This is a genomic window from Pengzhenrongella phosphoraccumulans (assembly GCF_045689905.1).
GTDB lineage: Bacteria > Actinomycetota > Actinomycetes > Actinomycetales > Cellulomonadaceae > Pengzhenrongella > Pengzhenrongella phosphoraccumulans.
Genome location: NZ_CP144210.1, coordinates 2,270,058 through 2,287,558 on the forward strand (window position 1 = coordinate 2,270,058; position 17,501 = coordinate 2,287,558).

17 protein-coding genes are annotated in these 17,501 nt (G+C 73.0%); 9 read left to right on the forward strand and 8 right to left on the reverse strand.

All coding sequences use genetic code 11. The features are described 5' to 3' along the window. Window positions 1–77: 77 nt before the first annotated feature. Both VTA80_RS10505 and VTA80_RS10510 read left to right on the forward strand, forming a co-directional pair. A complete protein-coding gene (locus VTA80_RS10505; RefSeq protein ID WP_407345445.1) occupies window positions 78–806 on the forward strand; it encodes a FadR/GntR family transcriptional regulator in 729 nt (242 codons plus the stop codon). After that, window positions 799–1,446, forward strand: a complete 648-nt coding sequence (locus VTA80_RS10510; RefSeq protein WP_407345446.1) for a cation diffusion facilitator family transporter — start codon at window positions 799–801, stop codon at window positions 1,444–1,446. The genes VTA80_RS10505 and VTA80_RS10510 overlap by 8 nt, the downstream gene beginning before the upstream one ends. Window positions 1,447–1,461: 15 nt before the next feature. Here VTA80_RS10510 and VTA80_RS10515 read toward each other — a convergent pair whose 3' ends face one another. Next, the gene (locus VTA80_RS10515) at window positions 1,462–3,033 is read right to left on the reverse strand and encodes a TrkA C-terminal domain-containing protein (protein ID WP_407345447.1); all 1,572 of its coding nucleotides are present in this window, start codon (window positions 3,031–3,033) and stop codon (window positions 1,462–1,464) included. Between the two features lie 187 nt (window positions 3,034–3,220). Between VTA80_RS10515 and VTA80_RS10520 the strand changes: the two genes are divergently transcribed. Beyond that, the gene (locus VTA80_RS10520) at window positions 3,221–5,128 is read left to right on the forward strand and encodes a penicillin-binding transpeptidase domain-containing protein (RefSeq protein WP_407345448.1); all 1,908 of its coding nucleotides are present in this window, start codon (window positions 3,221–3,223) and stop codon (window positions 5,126–5,128) included. A 107-nt stretch (window positions 5,129–5,235) separates the two neighbouring features. On the opposite strand, the gene VTA80_RS10525 is transcribed toward VTA80_RS10520, so the two are convergent. After that, a complete protein-coding gene (locus VTA80_RS10525; RefSeq protein WP_407345449.1) occupies window positions 5,236–5,640 on the reverse strand; it encodes an RNA-binding S4 domain-containing protein in 405 nt (134 codons plus the stop codon). An 86-nt stretch (window positions 5,641–5,726) separates the two neighbouring features. Continuing rightward, window positions 5,727–7,424: a glucose-6-phosphate isomerase gene (pgi, locus tag VTA80_RS10530; RefSeq protein WP_407345450.1), complete on the reverse strand. Its 1,698-nt coding sequence runs from the start codon at window positions 7,422–7,424 to the stop codon at window positions 5,727–5,729. A 204-nt stretch (window positions 7,425–7,628) separates the two neighbouring features. Here pgi and VTA80_RS10535 point away from each other — a divergent pair, with 204 nt between their 5' ends. From VTA80_RS10535 to VTA80_RS10555, 5 genes are all read left to right on the forward strand, one after another. After that, entirely contained in the window at window positions 7,629–7,886 is a 258-nt protein-coding gene (locus VTA80_RS10535) for a TM2 domain-containing protein (RefSeq protein WP_407345451.1), read from the forward strand. Window positions 7,887–8,047: 161 nt separating this feature from the next. Next, window positions 8,048–8,695, forward strand: coding sequence for a hypothetical protein (locus VTA80_RS10540; protein ID WP_407345452.1), 648 nt, complete (start codon window positions 8,048–8,050; stop codon window positions 8,693–8,695). A 131-nt stretch (window positions 8,696–8,826) separates the two neighbouring features. Continuing rightward, a complete protein-coding gene (locus VTA80_RS10545; RefSeq protein ID WP_407345453.1) occupies window positions 8,827–9,459 on the forward strand; it encodes a copper resistance protein CopC in 633 nt (210 codons plus the stop codon). Window positions 9,460–9,542: 83 nt separating this feature from the next. Beyond that, window positions 9,543–10,202: a copper chaperone PCu(A)C gene (locus tag VTA80_RS10550; RefSeq protein WP_407345454.1), complete on the forward strand. Its 660-nt coding sequence runs from the start codon at window positions 9,543–9,545 to the stop codon at window positions 10,200–10,202. Continuing rightward, entirely contained in the window at window positions 10,199–11,464 is a 1,266-nt protein-coding gene (locus VTA80_RS10555; protein ID WP_407345455.1) for a Dyp-type peroxidase, read from the forward strand. The genes VTA80_RS10550 and VTA80_RS10555 overlap by 4 nt, the downstream gene beginning before the upstream one ends. A gap of 2 nt (window positions 11,465–11,466) precedes the next feature. Here VTA80_RS10555 and VTA80_RS10560 read toward each other — a convergent pair whose 3' ends face one another. The 3 genes from VTA80_RS10560 to VTA80_RS10570 all read right to left on the reverse strand — a co-directional run bounded on the left by VTA80_RS10560 (window position 11,467) and on the right by VTA80_RS10570 (window position 13,896). Next, the gene (locus tag VTA80_RS10560; RefSeq protein ID WP_407345456.1) at window positions 11,467–11,976 is read right to left on the reverse strand and encodes a PH domain-containing protein; all 510 of its coding nucleotides are present in this window, start codon (window positions 11,974–11,976) and stop codon (window positions 11,467–11,469) included. 60 nt (window positions 11,977–12,036) lie between these two features. Next, a complete protein-coding gene (locus VTA80_RS10565) occupies window positions 12,037–12,267 on the reverse strand; it encodes a lipopolysaccharide assembly protein LapA domain-containing protein (protein WP_407345457.1) in 231 nt (76 codons plus the stop codon). Between the two features lie 105 nt (window positions 12,268–12,372). Further along, entirely contained in the window at window positions 12,373–13,896 is a 1,524-nt protein-coding gene (locus VTA80_RS10570; RefSeq protein ID WP_407345458.1) for an EAL domain-containing protein, read from the reverse strand. A 233-nt stretch (window positions 13,897–14,129) separates the two neighbouring features. Between VTA80_RS10570 and VTA80_RS10575 the strand changes: the two genes are divergently transcribed. Further along, entirely contained in the window at window positions 14,130–15,632 is a 1,503-nt protein-coding gene (locus tag VTA80_RS10575; protein WP_407345459.1) for a cryptochrome/photolyase family protein, read from the forward strand. Window positions 15,633–15,651: 19 nt separating this feature from the next. Here the strand turns inward: VTA80_RS10575 and VTA80_RS10580 are convergent, their stop codons facing one another. Continuing rightward, entirely contained in the window at window positions 15,652–16,782 is a 1,131-nt protein-coding gene (locus VTA80_RS10580) for a sensor histidine kinase (protein ID WP_407345460.1), read from the reverse strand. Continuing rightward, window positions 16,775–17,446, reverse strand: a complete 672-nt coding sequence (locus VTA80_RS10585; RefSeq protein ID WP_407345461.1) for a response regulator transcription factor — start codon at window positions 17,444–17,446, stop codon at window positions 16,775–16,777. Before VTA80_RS10585 ends, VTA80_RS10580 begins: the two co-directional genes overlap by 8 nt. Window positions 17,447–17,501: the final 55 nt, after the last annotated feature.

The following is a 17,501-nucleotide window of genomic DNA, read 5'->3' on the forward strand; positions in this document are numbered from 1 at the left end:
AGTTGCGACGAGCAATCGTGTGATTTAACAGCCCGAAGCCCTGCTCATCCCCCCACGGAGTGGGCCAGAATGGGGCGGTGAGCAACGAGGACGCGCCCGACGCGACGAGCGGTCTGCACGAGCAGGTGCTGTCCCGGCTCGGGCCCGCCCTGGTGTCCGGCGAGCTCCCGGCCGGGACCGTCCTGACCATCGACGAGCTCGCGCGCCAGCACGGCGTGTCGCGGACCGTCGCGCGCGACGTCGTCAAGGTGCTCGAGTCGCTGCAGCTCGTCACCACGCGTCGCCGGGTCGGGGTCACCGTCCGGCCGCGTGCCGAGTGGAACGCGTTCGACCCCCGGCTGATCCGCTGGCAGCTGGCCGGTCCCGATCGCGCGCGCCAGCTGCGCTCGCTGAGCGAGCTGCGCGCGGGCGTCGAACCGATCGCCGCCGCTCTCGCGGCAATACACGCCAACCCCGAGCAGTGCGGGCGGCTGACGGCGGCCGTCATCGGCATGTCGATCACCGGGCGGCAGGGCGATCTCGAGACCTACCTGGAGCACGACCGGTCCTTCCACTGCGCGCTGCTGGAGGCGTCCGGGAACGACATGTTCGCCGCGCTGGCGTCGGTCGTGGGTGAGGTCCTGACCGGGCGCACCCACCACGACCTCATGCCCGCGCACCCCGAGCCGGCGGCCATCCGCCTGCACGGCGACATCGCGGAGGCTGTCGCGGCCGGCGACTCCGCCGGGGCCGAGCGCGCGATGCGCGCCATCGTCGACGAGGCGCAGCAGGCGATGGAGGCCGCGTTCCCGGGTCGCGATGCCTGACGCCCGCACCCCGGGCGAGGTCGCGGCGACCGACCGGTTGACCCGGCGCGGGCTGCGGATGACGCAGCTCACCGTGGGCTACAACCTCGTCGAAGGCGCGATCGCCATCTCCGCCGGGCTCGCGGCCGGTCTCGTCTCGCTCGTGGGGTTCGGGCTGGACAGCGCGATCGAGTCGGCGTCGGCCGTGCTCGTGGGCCTGCGGCTGGCCGCGCGGCTGCGAGACGGCCAGCCGGACGAGGCCAAGGAGCGGTGGACCCTCAAGGCCGTGGCGGTGACGTTCTTCCTCCTGGCGACCTACGTGATCGTCGAGGGCACCCGCAACCTCATCGGCGGCGAGAAGCCGACGACGTCGGCGGTCGGGCTCGTCCTGCTCGTCGTCTCGGCGGTCACGATGCCGCTGCTCGCGTGGGCCAAGCGTCGCGTCGGGCGCGCGTTGGGCGGCGACCGGCTGATCCTCGCCGACGCCGCCGAGACGCAGCTCTGCATGGCGTTGAGCATCACGACGCTCGCCGGGCTCGGCCTGTTCGCGCTCACGGGGGCCGCGTGGCTGGACCCGCTCGCGGGGTTCGTCATCGCGGGCTTCGCGATCAAGGAGGGGCTCGAGGCCTGGGAGGGCGAGCTGGTCGAGCTCCCGGACTAGTCAGAGCGCGACGAGTCAGAGCGCGACGACGACCTGCACCAGCACGATCTTCACGATGATCCCCAGCGCGAACAGCGCAGCATACCCGGCATCCACGCGCTCGTCGGTGGTGCGGGCGTTCGCGTACGCGAGGATCGCGGGCTGACCGAACAGCCCGGACAGCGCCCCCGCGCCCCGCGCGGTGCTGACCCCCGCCAGGCGCACGAGCAGCACGAACCCGACCGCCGTGGCCGCGACGACGAGCGCTGTCGTGCTCGCGATCTGCAGGCCGAGCAGCGTGAACGCCTCCGCGGCGAACGCCTGCCCGGAGGCGAGCCCGGTCGCCGCGAGGAAGAGCAGCAGGCCGAGCTGGCGGATCGTCAGGTTCGCCGACAGCGGCAGCCCCCACACCAGCGGACCGGTGCGCTCGAGCCTGCCGAGCACCATGCCCACGACGAGCGGTCCGGCCGCCGCACCGAGCGCGAACTTCATCCCGCCGGGCAGCGGGATCGGCAGCATCCCGAGCAGCAGGCCGAGCACCATCCCGACCCCGAGCGAGAGCGCGTCGACCTCGCTCACCTTGCGCTCGGAGTCGCCGAACACCGCCGACACGTCCGGGATGTGCCCGCGCGGCACCACGACCCGGACGCGGTCGCCGAGCACGAGGACGACGTCGTCGGCCGCGAGCAGGTCGAGGTCGCCGCGCCGGATGCGGGTGACGACGCCGCCGAAGCGCCCCGGGATGTCGAGCTCGCCGACCGAGCGACCGGCCACGCGCGGGTCGGAGACGAGGAAGCGCCGGTAGTCCACGGCGCTGCGGTCGTGCGCGAGGTGCTCGCTCACGCGGTGGCCGAGGTGCGTCGTCGCGGCCTGCACCGCCTCGCGGGGGCCGACGACGACGACCCGGTCGCCGACCCGCAGCTCCTCGTCGGCGCTCGCGACGCGCGTGTGACCGTCGCGGGCCAGGTAGGAGAAGCGCACGGAGCCGTCGCGGAAGCCGGGCACGTCGCGCAGCGGCCCGGCGCGCTCGACCTCGACGCTGACGTCGATGAGCCCGGTGCCTGCGGCGGACTGCGGGTCGCGGCGCGCCGGCCAGGTCCGGCTGAGCGTGCGGGCGACGACGAGGATCGCGACGGTCACGGCGACCGGGTAGGTCAGCGCGTAGCCGACGGCCGGCTCCTGGCTCCCGCCGGACGCCGTCGTCGCCGCGGCCAGGGCCGGGGTGCTGGTCAGCGCGCCGGCGAAGACGCCGGCGGTGAGCTCCGACGAGATCCCCAGCAGCCGCCCGAGACCGACCGTGATCGCCGCGGCGGCGAGGAGGCTGGCGACCGCCGCGCCCATCAGCGGCACCTGGCGGTGCAGGTCGCGGAAGAACCCGTTCCCCGCGGCCAGCCCCACCGTGTAGACGAACAGCGCGAGCCCCAGGCTCTGCACGAGGCCGAGGCCCACCCCGAGCCGCGGGTCGAGCGCGCCGACGGCCAGGCCCACGAACAGCGCGCCCGCGGCGCCGAAGCGCACGGGCCCGAAGGGCACGGCACCGAGCAGGGTGCCGAGCGCGAGCACGACGAGCACGGTCAGGAGCGCGGAGGAGGCCAGCAGGTCGAGCACGGCGGTCTACCGTGCGCCCGTGGCAGCCGGACCGGGGCTGGGCATGGATTGACGGTAGTGGCTCGACGGTGCGCGCGTGCGGCCTGGGCTGCGCGGGAGCCGATAGTCTCGGGATCGGCCGGGCCCGCGCCGTCTCCCACGAGGGAATCCGCGCGGTGGCGCGGCCGGCACCCTGGGGGCACAGAGCATGCGCAAGCACGAAACCACCTGGTCCGGAGCGGGGGCCGCGCTCGCGGTCGGCGCACTCGTGCTCACGGGGGTGACCGCGTGCTCTCCCGAGCCGCCGAAGCCCGGCGTCGTCGCGCAGGCGCTCGCGGCCGGGATAGCGGCGGGTGACCTGAGCGACGTCGCGCTCTCGGGTGCGACCCCGATCGAGGCGACTGCGCAGCTCACCGCGGCACTCGCCGGGCTGGACCCGCTGCACCCGGCGGTCAAGGTCGGCAAGGTCACCCTGGCGAAGGACGGCGCGACGGCGACCGCCGCGCTCGGGTTCACCTGGGACCTCGATGCCGGGGACACCGACTGGACCTACACGACGACCGCCAAGCTCGACCTGGTCGAGGAGGCCTGGCAGGCGCAGTGGACCAGCTTCCTGCTCGTGCCGGACCTCGTGACGGGCGAGACGGTGAGCGTGCGTCGCGTCGCCGCGGTGCGGGCCGGTGTGCTCGGCGCCGGTGGCGTGCCGCTGGTCCAGGACCGCGCGGTGCTGCGCCTGGGGATCGACAAGACGAGGACCGACGCGGCCGGCCAGGACGCCGCCGCCCGTCAGGTCGCCGCGCTGCTGGGCATCGACCCGGAGGCGTACGCGGTGCGCGTGGCCGGGGCCGGCGCGAAGGCATTCGTCGAGGGGCTCGTCGTCCGCACGGACAACCCGGGTGTCGACGTGGCGGCCGTCAAGGCCGTGGTGGGCGCGCTGGCCGTGCCCGACACGCTGCCACTCGCGCCCACGAGGCTGTTCGCCCGCGCGATCCTCGGCACGGCCGGGCCGGCGACGGCCGAGATCGTGGATGCCTCCGAGGGCAGGGTGGTGGCCGGCGACGTCGTCGGGCTCTCCGGCCTGCAGCGCCAGTACGACGCGCAGCTCGCGGGGCTCCCGGGCCAGACCGTCGTGGTGACCTCGGCCGACGGCGCGACCGGGCGGGACGTCTTCAGCCTGCCGGGCACCCCCGGTGAGGACCTCGCCACGACGCTGGACCCCGCGGTGCAGGAGGCCGCCGAGACGGTTCTGGCCGACGTCGTGCCGGCGAGCGCGATCGTCGCGATCCGCCCCTCGACCGGCGAGGTGCTCGCGGTCGCGAACGGCTCGGGCAGCGAGGGGCAGTCGACCGCGACCGTGGGCAAGTACCCCCCGGGCTCGGTGTTCAAGGTGGTCAGCTCGCTTGCGCTGCTGCGCACCGGGCTCACGCCGGACAGTCCCGTGACCTGCCCGACGAGCGTCGACGTCGACGGCCGGACGTTCGAGAACTACCCCGGGTACCCCGCGGCCGCGAACGGTTCGATCAGCCTCACCACGGCGGTCGCGAACTCGTGCAACACCGCGTTCATCGGCGCCCGGGACGCCGTCGGGCAGGCGGGGCTGGCCGAGGCGGCCGCGGCGCTCGGGCTGGGGCTCGACACCGACATCGGCTACCCCGAGTTCATGGGGTCCGTGCCGACCGACTCGGACGGGACCGACCACGCCGCGTCGATGATCGGTCAGGGCCGGATCCAGGTCTCACCGCTCGGGATGGCCACCGTGGCGGCGTCGGTCGCGAAGGGCGCCACCGTGGTGCCGTGGCTCGTAGGGCCGGTCGCGCCCACGGCCCCCGCGGCGGCGGTCCCGCTGGCGGCGCCCGAGGCCGAGGCCCTGCGCACGATGATGCGGGCCGTGGTCACCGAGGGCGGGGCGACCTTCCTGCGCGACGTGCCCGGCGGCGAGGTGTTCGCCAAGACCGGCACCGCCCAGTACGGCGAGACGGGCGCCTTGCGCAACCACGTGTGGATGATCGCGATCCAGGACGACCTCGCGGTCGCCGTCTTCGTGGCCGACGGCGACTTCGGCTCGACCACCGCGGGCCCGCTCCTGCAGTCGTTCCTGGCGTCCCAGGCCGCCTGACCCGTCCCGGGCGCACGATCGCGCCGCGAACCCCGAGCTGTGGTCGTCGCTGTGTCGATCGATCGACCACAACTCGCGGTTCGATGGACGACGACGCCGCGGGTGGGTTAGTCGTGTGGGGTTGGGTCCGGGCTTCTGCCGCGGAGCTTGTCGATCTCGCGGCGTTCGCGTTTGGTGGGGCGGCCTGCGCCGCGGTCGCGCTGGGCGGCGATCGCCACGTGCTCGCGCGGGACCGGGGGCGGGGTGCGGTCGATGTAGCACAGCGCCGCGGCCGGGGCCCCGACCCGTTTCTCGATGATCTGCGCGACCTCGACGATGCGCTCGTCGCCCTCGAACCGGACCCGGATCTCGTCCCCGACGTGCACGGCGCTGGCGGGTTTGGCGTGGTCGCCGTTGATGCGTACGTGCCCGGCGCGGCACGCCGCCGCGGCCGCCGCGCGCGTCCGGGTCAGCCGGACCACCCAGACCCAGCGGTCGACGCGGGTCGTGGCGGGAGTGCCGGTGGTGCTCATGTCCGCCAGCGTAGGCGCCGTCGGCCGTGCGCCTTCCCGCCGATGGCTCGCGGGCCCGGCCGAGTGACCGGGCCCGCGATCAGGCGCTACGCGCGGTTCGCGCGGTAGTACTCGATCAGGCTGCGCGTGGACGGGTCCTGCGACGCGAGCACGACCTCGTCGCCGGCGACGGCCGGGGCGATCTCCACGGCGAGCAGCTTGCCGAGCTGGACGCCCCACTGGTCGAAGCTGTCCAGGCCCCACACGATGCCCTGCACGAACGTGATGTGCTCGTACAGCGCGATGAGCTGGCCGAGCACGGCGGGGGTCAGGGCCGGGGCCATGATCGACGTCGTCGGCCGGTTGCCGCCGAACACGCGCGCCGAGACGATCTCCTCGGGTGCGCCGCTGGCGCGCACCTCGTCGGCCGTCATCCCGAACGCGAGCGCCTTCGTCTGGGCGAAGAAGTTCGCGAGGAACAGCTCGTGGACGTCCGCCTCGCCGCCGGGCGAACCGGCGTCGCGCAGGGGGTGCGCGGGGGTGGCGACGGCGATGAAGTCCGCCGGGATCAGGCGCGTGCCCTGGTGGATCAGCTGGTAGAACGCGTGCTGGCCATTGGTGCCGGGCTCGCCCCAGAAGATCTCGCCGGTCTGGGTCGTGACCGGGGTGCCGTCCCAGCGGACCGACTTGCCGTTGGACTCCATCGTCAGCTGCTGCAGGTACGCCGCGAAGCGGTGCAGGTACTGCGCGTACGGGAGCACCGCGTGCGTGTGCGCCCCGAGGAAGTTGACGTACCAGACGTTGAGCAGGCCCATCAGCACGGGCACGTTCTGCTCGAACGGCGCCGTGCGGAAGTGCTCGTCGACGGTGTGGAACCCGCCGAGGAACGCGCGGAAGTTCTCCGGGCCGACGGCGATCGCCAGTGACGTCCCGATGGCCGAGTCGACCGAGTAGCGTCCGCCGACCCAGTCCCAGAAGCCGAACGCGTTGGCGGGGTCGATGCCGAACTCCGCGACCTTGTCGAGCGCGGTCGACACCGCGACGAAGTGCCGGGCGACGGCGTGCGTGCGCGCGGCCTCGGTGTCCTCGATCGCGCCGGTCGCGATGAGCCGCTCCCAGAGCCACGCGCGCGCCAGGCGGGCGTTCGTCAGGGTCTCGAGCGTGCCGAAGGTCTTGGACGCGACGATGAACAGCGTCGTCGTCGGGTCGAGGTCCTTGACGGTCTCGGCGACGTCGGCCGGGTCGATGTTGGAGACGAACCGGACGGTGAGACCGTCCTGGACGTACGGCTTGAGCGCCTCGTAGGCCATGACGGGCCCGAGGTCGGAGCCGCCGATGCCGATGTTGACGACCGTGGCGACGCGGGCGCCGGTCACGCCGGTCCACGAGCCGCTGCGGACCTTGTCGGCAAAGGCTGCGACCTGGGCGAGCACGGCCTGCACGTCCGCGTCGACGTCCTGGCCGTCGACGACGAGCGCCGGGCTGGCCCCCGCCGGGCGACGCAGGGCGGTGTGCAGCACCGCGCGGTCCTCGGTGACGTTGATGTGCTCGCCGGTGAACATCGCCTCGATCCGGCCGGACAGGCCGACCTCGTCGGCGAGCCGCACCAGCAGGGCGAGGGTCTCGTCGGTCACGAGGTTCTTGGACAGGTCGACGTGCAGGTCGCCGACGGTGCGCGTGAGGCGCGTGGCGCGCTGCGGGTCGGCGGCGAACCAGGACCGCAGGTCCGGGGTGAGGGTCGTCTGGTGGGCGAGCAGGTCCGTCCAGGCGGGGGTGGTCGTGGCGTCGATCGGTGTGATGGTCACAGGGCTCCTTCTCGCGGTTTTCCCAGGGATCACCGTAGGGCCCGCAGCGCGTCGGTTGCTCCGACCTTGGGCCCCTGGCGGCGGCCGCACGGGGGAACGGCGGACGACACGGGGAGTGCGCCGTCGATTCTCGTCCGTTCTGACGGCTCGTTGCCCTAGGTTGCGGGGCGTCACCTATCCACACCCAGAGCAAGGCAGAAACCTATGACCGTCAACTACGGCCCGCCCACCCACGACGCCTTCGGCACCCCGATCAGCCCCCGGAGCCGCACGATCGCCGCCGTGCTCGCGTTCTTCCTCGGTGTGCTCGGCGTGCACCGGTTCTACGTGGGCAAGGTCGGCACCGGCGTGCTGCAGCTGCTCACCGCGGGCGGCCTCGGCGTGTGGGTGCTGGTCGACTTCATCCTGATCCTGGTCGGCAGCTTCAAGGACAAGGAGAACCGGACCCTCCTGACCTGGTAGCCCTGGCGGCCGTCAGGCTGGTGGCCGTCTAAGGACCACCGGGATGCCAGCGCACCGCGCCGGGAGGTGAGACCGCGTCGACCGAACGTGCCGCGAGGTTGCACACCCTGCGGGCGTCGAACCGGGACCAATGTCCGGGGTGACCGGCTAGCCTGACGCCCATGCACGAGGGGGCGAGGGCGATGCGCGCTGCGCGAGCCGTCGTGACGTCCGCCGTCGTCGCCGCCCTGGCCGCCGCCGCGCACACCGCCGGGGGAGGCCAGCTCCCGTCCGTGCCCGTGCTCGCCGCCCTCGGGGCGCTCGTGCTCCTCACGGTCACGGTGCTCGCGCGCTGGCAGCTGCGCCTGTGGACCCTGCTGCCCGTGCTGGCCGGTCTCCAGGCGGCGCTCCACGGCGCGCTGTCGTTCCTCGCACCGGGCACGGCGTCGGCTGTGGTGAACCCGGCGTGGACGCACGCGCACGGCGCAGCCCAGGCCCCGTTCGCGCTCGTCTCGTCCAGCCCGATGCTGCCCGGTCACGAGATGGCCGCCATGCCCGTGATGAGTGCCGCCATGCCCGCGATGCTGCTCGCGCACGCCGCGGCGACCGTGGTCACCGCGCTCGTCCTGGTCGGGGCCGACGACGCTGCCCGGCGTACCGTCTGCTGGTTGCGGGCTGTCCTGCCGTTGATCGTGTCGCCATCGGTCGCCCCGATCGCCGCCGTCGCGCGCGCCGTGGCGGCCCAGGCCCCCGGATTCGTCCTGATCGCCCGCGGACTGGTGGCCTCCCGGCCCCGTCGCGGCCCACCGCTCGGCCTCGCCACCGCCTGAGCCTTGTTCCGTTGCACGCCGCGTCGTCGGCGTCGCTGCGCTGCGTCCCGCTCGGGTTCGGTGGCCGCGCGCCATCCGACCCGCCCACGCCGTCCCGAGGGGCGCGTGGGCCGAAGCCGAGGACGACGTCCATGCCCGCTGCCCGACCCGTTGATCCCGGACGCGCCCGCGTCCTGGCCCCCCAGCTCACCGCCCCGTTGCTCGCCCTGCTGCTCACTGTGCTGCTGACCCTGGTGCTCACTCTCGCCGGTGCCCTGCCGGCGTCCGCGCACGACCAGCTGATCGAGACGACGCCCGCGACCGGGTCGGTCGTCGCGACCGCGCCCGCGACCGTCAGCCTGCGGTTCCGCGACGACGTCCTGAACCTCTCGTCCCAGCTGATCGTGCGCGGTCCCGCCGGGGACGTGGTCCTCGACGTCCCCGGGGTCGTCGAGGCCACGACGCTCAGCGCGCCGTTGCCGCCCGACCTCGCCGACGGGACGTACCAGGTCGCCTGGCGCGTGGTCGCGGGCGACGGGCACCCGCTCCAAGGCGCTTTCGAGTTCTCGATCGGCGCCGCGAGCGGGCCGCTCCCGGCGGCGGTCGTCCCCTCCGAGTCCTCGCCGACCGACTCGCCCTCGGCGGCCGCGGTCGCAGTGTCCGACGACGGCGGCGGCGCGTCGGGCGGCACCCTCGCCCTCTCGGTCGGGGGCGGCCTGGCCGCCCTCGTGGCCGTGACCGCCGTGCTGCTGCGGCGTCGACGTCCGACGACCGCGGCTTCCTGACCGACCTCCGGCTCGCCGGCCCCGGCTTGCCATTCCAGCGTGCCATTCCAGCCTGTCCACTCCTGCTCGCGAAAGGTTCTGCCATGACCTCCCTGACCCGCTCGTCCTGCCCCGCCGTCCACCCGACGCAGCGACCGACCGGCCGGGCGGCGGCTGCCGCGCGACTGCTGGGCGCGAGTGCGCTCGGCCTCACGCTGGCGTTCTCCCTCACGGCGTGCGCGGCCGAGAGCCCCGCCGTCGGGGAGGCCAACGCGACCAGCGCCACCGGCGCGGCGACCGGCTCGACCAAGGGCGCCGCCGCCATCACCGTGACCGACCCCTGGATCAAGGCCGCCGATTCGGGGATGACCGCGGTGTTCGCCACGCTCACGAACGGGTCGGACTCCGAGGTCCGGCTGGTCTCAGCCGCCACGTCGGCGTCCCCGAAGATCGAGCTGCACGAGTTGGCCAAGAACGACGCCGGCGAGATGGTCATGCGCCCGAAGGAGGGCGGCTTCGTGCTCGCCGCGGGCGGCACGCACGAGCTCGCGCCCGGGGGCGACCACCTGATGATCATGGAGCTCGCGGCCCCGGTGAAGCCCGGTGACGAGGTCAGCGTGACCCTCACCGCCGACGACGGCACCGAGGTCACGTTCACCGCTCCGGCCCGCACGTACACGGGAGCCAAGGAGAACTACGCGCCCGGCGCGATGTCGCCCACGCCGATGTCGCCCACGCCGATGTCCACCCCCGCCAGCTCGTGAGCGCCGAACGCCCGGATCGCCGGACGTTCCTGCGCGGCGGCGCCGCCGTCCTGGGGGGCGCCGCTCTCGCGCTCGGCGGGCGCGCCGCGTGGGACGCCTCCCCGGCCGGGCCCGCACGCTCCGGTTCCGGTTCGGCTGAGCCCGGGTCGCCCGGGTCGACCACGGTGCCGGTCGCGGCGGACGCCGTCGGCCGGGCGGTGGTGCCCCTGTACGGCGACCGCCAGGCGGGCGTGGGCACCCCGCCGCCCGCGTTCGCGTCCTTCATCGCGTTCGACCTCATCGCCGGGACGGACCGGGACGCGCTCGTGCGCCTCATGCGGATCTGGACCGACGACCTCAGTCGGCTCACGGCGGGTCGTCCCGGTCTCGGCGACACCGAGCCCGAGCTGGCGATGGTCCCCGCCAGCCTGACGGTGACCGTCGGCTACGGGCCGGGCGTGTTCACCGCGGCGGGCCTGGAGGCCGAGCGGCCGTCCTGGCTCGCGCCCCTGCCCGCGCTCGGGATCGACCGCCTCGAACCGGCGTGGACGGGGGGCGACCTGCTCGTGCAGATCTGCGCCGACGATGACCTGACCGTGGCCCACGCCGCTCGCGTGCTCGCCCGGCAGGCCCGGACGTTCACCACGGTGCGCTGGGTCCAGCGCGGGTTCCGCCGCAGCCCGGGCACGACCGCGCCGGGCACGTCGATGCGCAACCTCATGGGTCAGGTCGACGGCTCCCGCAACCTTGTGGTGGGCACCGACGACGCGCTGATCTGGCACGACGACGCCGCCCCGGCATGGCTGGTCGGCGGCACGTCGATGGTCGTGCGGCGCATCGCGATGGACCTCGACACCTGGGACGTGCTGGACCGCTCCGGCCGCGAGGCGACCATCGGCCGGCGGCTGTCCGACGGTTCGCCGCTGACCGGGACCGCCGAGCTCGACCAGCCGGACCTGGACGCCGTCAACGACCTCGGGTTCGGGGTGATCGACACGGTCGCGCACATCCGCCGGGCCCGTTCGGCGAACACCTCGGAGCGCTTCCTGCGGCGCGGCTACAACTACGACGACCCGCCGCCCGCCGGGAAGCTGTCGAACTCGGGGCTCCTGTTCGTCACCTTTCAGCGGGACGTGATCACGCAGTTCGTGCCCATCGCGCGTCGCCTCGACGAGGTCGACCTGCTCAACACGTGGACGACGCCGATCGGCTCGGCGGTCTTCGCCGTGCCCGGCGGGTGCCGCCAGGGGGAGTACCTCGGCCAGCGCCTGCTGGCGGGGTGAGGCTAGTCCCGCCGGGTGCCCTCGCCGCGGGCCACCCGGACGAGCTCGTTCATCGTCTTGGAGAACTCGTGCACGTCCGGGATGTCGCGCAGCACCGCGGTGCCCTGCTCGCTCGCGGCCGACACCCGCAGCGTGCCGCAGTGCGCCAACCGGTCGAGGATGCCCTGGTCGAACTTGACGTCGTTGATCCGCTCGAGCGGGATGTCTCGTCCGGTCCGCCGGAACACGCCCTCGCGGGTCACGAGCCGCTCGTTCGTCAGGGTGCTCGTGCGCTTGGACCACTTCGCCCACGGCCATACCCCGAAGATCAGCACGACGCCGGCGAACGCCACCCAACCCAGCGTGTCCAGCCACTGGAAGAAGCCGTCGTCCGGCGCGTACTGCAGCACCAGCACGAGGCCGATCACGGCGGCGATGCAGATCAGGCCCGCCACGAGCAGGTGCTTGACGTGCTCGCGGGTCTCGATGACGATCCGCTCCTGCGGTCCCAGCTGGCTGGTGGGCAGACCCATGACGACCTCTCGGTACGGGACGAACAGGTGGTCACCGGGTAGGGCGCCCGGTGCCGGGACTCAGCGCGAACGGTACCGGCTGCGACCGATGAGGAACCCGGCCACGACCCCGAGCGCGGCCGCGATCGCCATGACGACCCACAGCGGGACGACGGCCGTGGTGACGATGAAGGACACCTCGACCTGGTCCCGGTTCGACAGGATCCAGACCACGAGGGCCGCGGCGATGACGAGGCCGCCGATCGCGCGTCCGGAGATGCGGGATGACTCAGGAGCCTTGTTGGTGCTCACGTTTTGCCCCCGTTTGTCGTACGGATCTGGTGCTCGCAGCCTAGGGCGCGGCGGGGTCGTGCGCACGGCGTCCGCACGGCGTCCGGACGGCGAGCCGCGCGACAGTCACACCAGGCTGGGGAGCGGCCACGCGAGGTCGGCGTCGCGGCGCCACGGCTGCGCCGCGGGCCGTCCGAGGAGGTAGCCCTGACCCCCGATGAACCGCGCCCGCCGGCTGATCGTCTTGGCCGACCGCACGAGGTGATGGAGGATCTCCTCGGTCTCGATGCCCTCCGCGATCACGACGGCGCCGCTCTCGGCGGCGTACGCGACGATGGCCGCGAGCACGGCCCGCCCGGGACCGCCGTCGCGCGCGCTGCACACCACGGACCGGTCGACCTTGACGTACTCCGGCCGGAGACGGCCGAGGAGCGCGAGCCCGGTGTCGCCGGAGCCCATGTCGTCCAGGGCGAGGTGGAAACCGGCGTCGCGCAGGAGCTGGATGGGTGTGAACACGAGGTCCATGCGCTCGCTGGCGTTCTCCGTCAGCTCGATGACGACCTGGTGGGGCTCGAGCCCGGCGGCCTCGACCTCGCTCCTGAGCCGGTGACCCGCCTCGAGGCCGTGGTCGAGGACCTCCGGGGAGAGGTTGAGGAACAGCAGCGTGTCGTCGGGGAAGTCGTCGACGCCGGCGAGGACCGACTCTCGGCACAGCGCGTCGAGCTCGTCGATGCGACCGAGTCGGGCCGCACCCAAGAAAGCGTCCTCGGGACCCTCCAGGCCGTACTCGACGGCCGGCCGGGCGAGTCCCTCGTACCCGATCACGCGATGCGTGTCGAGGTTCCAGATCGGCTGGAATGCCGCGCCCATCTGGCGGGTCGCGAGCAGGTGACGGACCGCGGTGATCGTGGCGGCCGAGGTGCGCATCCGGGCGGACTGGGCGATCTCGTGGAAGGTCACGATCTCGTTGCGGCCGCGGCGCTTCGCCTCGTACAGCGCGAGGTCGGCGCGGTCGCGCAGCACCGCGGCGTCGGTCCGGGTGTCGGTGTCGATGCTCGCCGGGTCGAACTCCGCCAGGCCGATGCTGATCGTGGTCCCCTCCATGCAGCGCACGGCCGTCGCCTGCAGCCGTTCGACGGCGTGCATCGCGCCGACCAGGTCGGTATGGGTCATGATCACCGCGAACTCGTCACCGCCGATGCGGTAGGCCCGGTCGACGATCCGGCCGGTGCGCAGCGCGCCCGCGAGCTCGACCAGGAGCTCGTCGCCCCGCTGGTGGCCGAGGCTGTCGTTGACGAACTTGAAGTCGTCGACGTCCGCGAGCATCAGGGTGAACGACCCGCCGAATCGCTGGGAGGTCGCGACCTCGTGGTCCAGGGACTCCTGGAACGCCCAGTGGTTGCGCAGGCCCGTGAGGCCGTCCAGCGTGGCCTGGTCGCGCGCTCGGGCGAACTGGTCGGCCATCTTTCGCCCCCCCAGCACATAGTGCACGGGGAGGGCGAGCAGCAGACCGGTGGCGAGGCCCCACAGCAGGATCGTGCTGTGGGGCTCCTGGTCGCCCCCGAGCGTGAGAACGCGCGAGTCCAGCGAGAACGCGACGATGACGAGGACCCCGAGGAGCACGAAGGTCCCCAGCAGCGTGGCGGACATCCGGGCGAGGAACGCCGCCCGGGGAGGCAGATTCCGGATCCGTGCTCTCAACCTGCCGAAGGAACTGCGCATCGGTGCTCACTTACGTCCGGACGTCACGCTCGATCCACTGAGCCTGGTCCACTGGCGGGTTCACGCCGGTGAGCCCGGGAGTCCTCCTATCGTACGATTCGGGAGATAAGGGGTCAAAGTCTGGTCAAGATCGTCGCCCCGCTGCGGCAGACTGGCGAACCATGGCTCTAGTTCTCGACCGCGCGCTCGTCTGGTTCCGTCGCGACCTGCGGTCCGTCGACCACGCCGCGCTGCACCACGCTCTGCTCGCCGCGCGCGACGTGTGGTGCGTGTTCGTGTTCGACCGCGACATCCTCGACGCGCTGCCCAGCCAGGATCGCCGCGTCGAGTTCATCCACGACAGCCTCGCCGAGCTCGATCGCGACCTCGCCGACCTGGGTGTCGAGCACGGCCGCGCCGGGGTCCGGCTGATCACGGTCCACGGCCGCGCGACTGAGGCGGTCCCGGCGATCGCCCGGGCCCTGCGCGTCCAGGCGGTCTACGCCAATCACGACGACGAGCCCGCCTCGCTCGCGCGGGACGCCGTCGTCGCGGGCGCGCTGACGGGGAGCGGCATCGCGCTGCGTACCTCGAAGGACCACGTCGTGTTCGAGCGCAGCGAGATCCTCACCCAGCTCGACAAGCCCTACAGCGTGTTCACGCCCTACAAGAACGCGTGGCTGCGCACGCTCGAGCCGTTCTTCCTCGAGGCGTACCCGGTCGCGACGCACGCGGCCTCTCTGGCCCCGGTCGGGCCGGTGGCCGCGGACCTGCCGGCCGGGTGCGTGCTCGGGCTGCCGTCGCTCGAGTCGTTGGGCTTCGAGCGCACCAACCTCCACGAGCTCCGGGTCCCGACGGGCGCCAGCGGGGCGCGGCACCTGCTCGACGACTTCCTCGACCGCATCGGGGAGTATGAGGAGTCGCGCAACTTCCCGGCGGTCAAGGGTCCGAGCTACCTGTCGGTGCACCTGCGGTTCGGCACCGTGTCGATCCGCGAGCTCGCACGCGTCGCCTGGGAACGCTCCGGGCAGGGGCCGACGGCGCGGGGCGCGCAGGTCTGGCTGTCGGAGCTGATCTGGCGGGACTTCTACCACCAGGTGCTGCACCACCACCCGCGCGTGGTCGACTCGGCCTTCAAGCCGGAGTACGACCGCATCGCCTGGGAGACCGGGCCGGTCGCCGACGAGCTCTTCGCGGCGTGGTGCGAAGGCCGCACCGGTTACCCGCTCGTGGATGCCGCCATGGCGCAGCTCAACCAGACCGGGTACATGCACAACCGGCTCCGGATGGTCGTGGCGAGCTTCCTCACCAAGGACCTCGGCCTCGACTGGCGCTGGGGTGAGCACTACTTCGCGCGGCAGCTCATCGACTTCGACCTGGCCGCCAACAACGGCGGCTGGCAGTGGGCCGCCTCGACCGGGTGCGACGCGCAGCCGTACTTCCGGATCTTCAACCCCGTCAGCCAGTCGCTCAAGTTCGACCCCGAAGGTCGGTTCATCAGCCGCTACGTGCCGCAGCTCGCCGCGCTGCCCACCCGGGCGATCCACGCCCCCTGGGACGCGGCCCCGCTGGACCTGCTCACGGCCGATCTCGAGCTGGGGCGGGACTACCCGGAACCGGTGGTGCGCCACGACGAGGCACGGGTGCGCACGCTCGCGCGCTACGGCGTCGTGAAATCGGGCTGACCGCACCTGGCGGCAGGCGCTAGTGGGACACCCCGGCGGGCAGAGAGTCGCCGGCCGGTCCGGCAGCGGCGTCCTCGCCGCTCGGGGCGTCGGGCGCGAACCTGCCGAGGGCTGAGGTCACCGGGATCTCGACCCAGAGCTGCGCGCCTCCCTCGGCGGCGGTACCGGCGCGCAGATGACCGCCCCGGGCGTTGACGACCCCGCGCACGAGCCCGAGCCCGAGCCCGGTCTGCGAGAGCTCGTCCCGCGGGATCTCGAGGTCACCGTCCGCCTCGCCGTTGATGACGGCGATCAGCTCCTGGCTCAGGCCAGGCCCGGAGTCGGCGACGCTGATGCTGATCCAGCCGGCGTCGCGGTGCCCGCTCAGTCGCACCGTGTCGCCATCTCGCGTGTAGCGCAGGGCGTTCTCGATCAGGGTGTCCAGGCACGCGCGCAGGCGTTCGGCGGAGCCGTCGTAGGCCCCGGCTCGGGCGTCCACGACCCAGCGCCGGTCGGCCACCTGCGCCCAGCGCTCGACCGTCTGGGAGAGCAGCACGTCCAGGTCGACGCGCTCGAGCTCGGCGCCGCCCTGCAGCCGGATCACGCGCACCAGGCGCTCGGTGACGCGGGTGAGCCGGTCCAGCTCGTCGTCGACCACGGCGAGGTCGCGGCGCTGCTGGGGATCGAGCTCGCGCTCGAGCAGGAGCTCGACGTACCCGCGGGCGATCGTCAGCGGGGTGCGCAGCTCGTGCGAGGTGAGCCGGGTCAGGCGCTCGCGGTCCAGGGCCTGCGCGCGCTCGCGGTCGGCCATCACGGTCACCGCGGCGAGCGCGTGCTGACGGCGTCGCATGCTCCAGACCGCGAGCACCATGAGCACGGACATCAGGGGGATCTCGGTGGTCTCCTGCCACACGAGCAGGCCCGTCGCCGCGTGCACCACCAGGACGGCGCCGGTGGCGATCGTGTAGAGGACCAGGCCGGTCGCAGCCCGGCGGAGCCTCCAGTCACCCAGGCCGTACAGCAGGGCGAACGACGCCCAGGCCACGTGGTACGGGATCGTCTCCTCTCCCGGCCAGACCCACATCAGCGCGGTGCACACGGCGGCGATCGCGAGCCACGGGTAGTAGAGGTCCCAGCGGGGGGGCGCCTTCTCGGACACGGGGTCATTCACCGTGGAAGCAGTAGCCGACCCGGCGGATCGTCTCGATCGGCGGATCGGGCTGCAGCTTGTTGCGCAGCCGCCGGATGCAGACCTCCACGACGTTGCTGCCCGGGTCGAAGTCGAGGTCCCAGACGTCGTGCAGCAGCTCCTCGCGGCGGCACACCTCGCCCCGGCGGCGCATGAGGTGCGCGAGCAGGGAGAACTCACGCTCGGTGAGGGAGACCTCGCGGTCGGCCAGCTGGGCGCAGCGTCGCTCGAGATCGAGCCGGATGCCGCCCGACTCGATGAACCGGTTCTCGGTCCGCGGGACCCGCTTCGCGCCGAGATGCCGCCGTGTCCGCGCGAGCAGCTCGACGAGGGAGAACGGTTTGGCGATGACGTCGACCGCCCCCCGATCGAGGGCCTGCACGCGGGTCGCGATGTCGGTGACCCCCGAGAGCACGATCACCGGGGTCTCGTCGTGACGCTGACGCAGCGACGACAGGACGGTCAGCCCGTTGCAGCGGGGCATCATCAGGTCGAGGAGCACCAGGTCGACGTCGCCCGTCGTGAGCCGGTTCAGCGCGCTGACGCCGTCACCGAACGACACGACGCTGTGTCCCTCCGACGCCAAGGATCGGGTGATGAGCGCACGGATCCGCTCTTCGTCGTCCACAACCATCACCGTGCTCATGAAGCCCTCCGACTGCCCGCCAGCAGGGCGGGTGGACTTTGTCCCCTTGACAAGG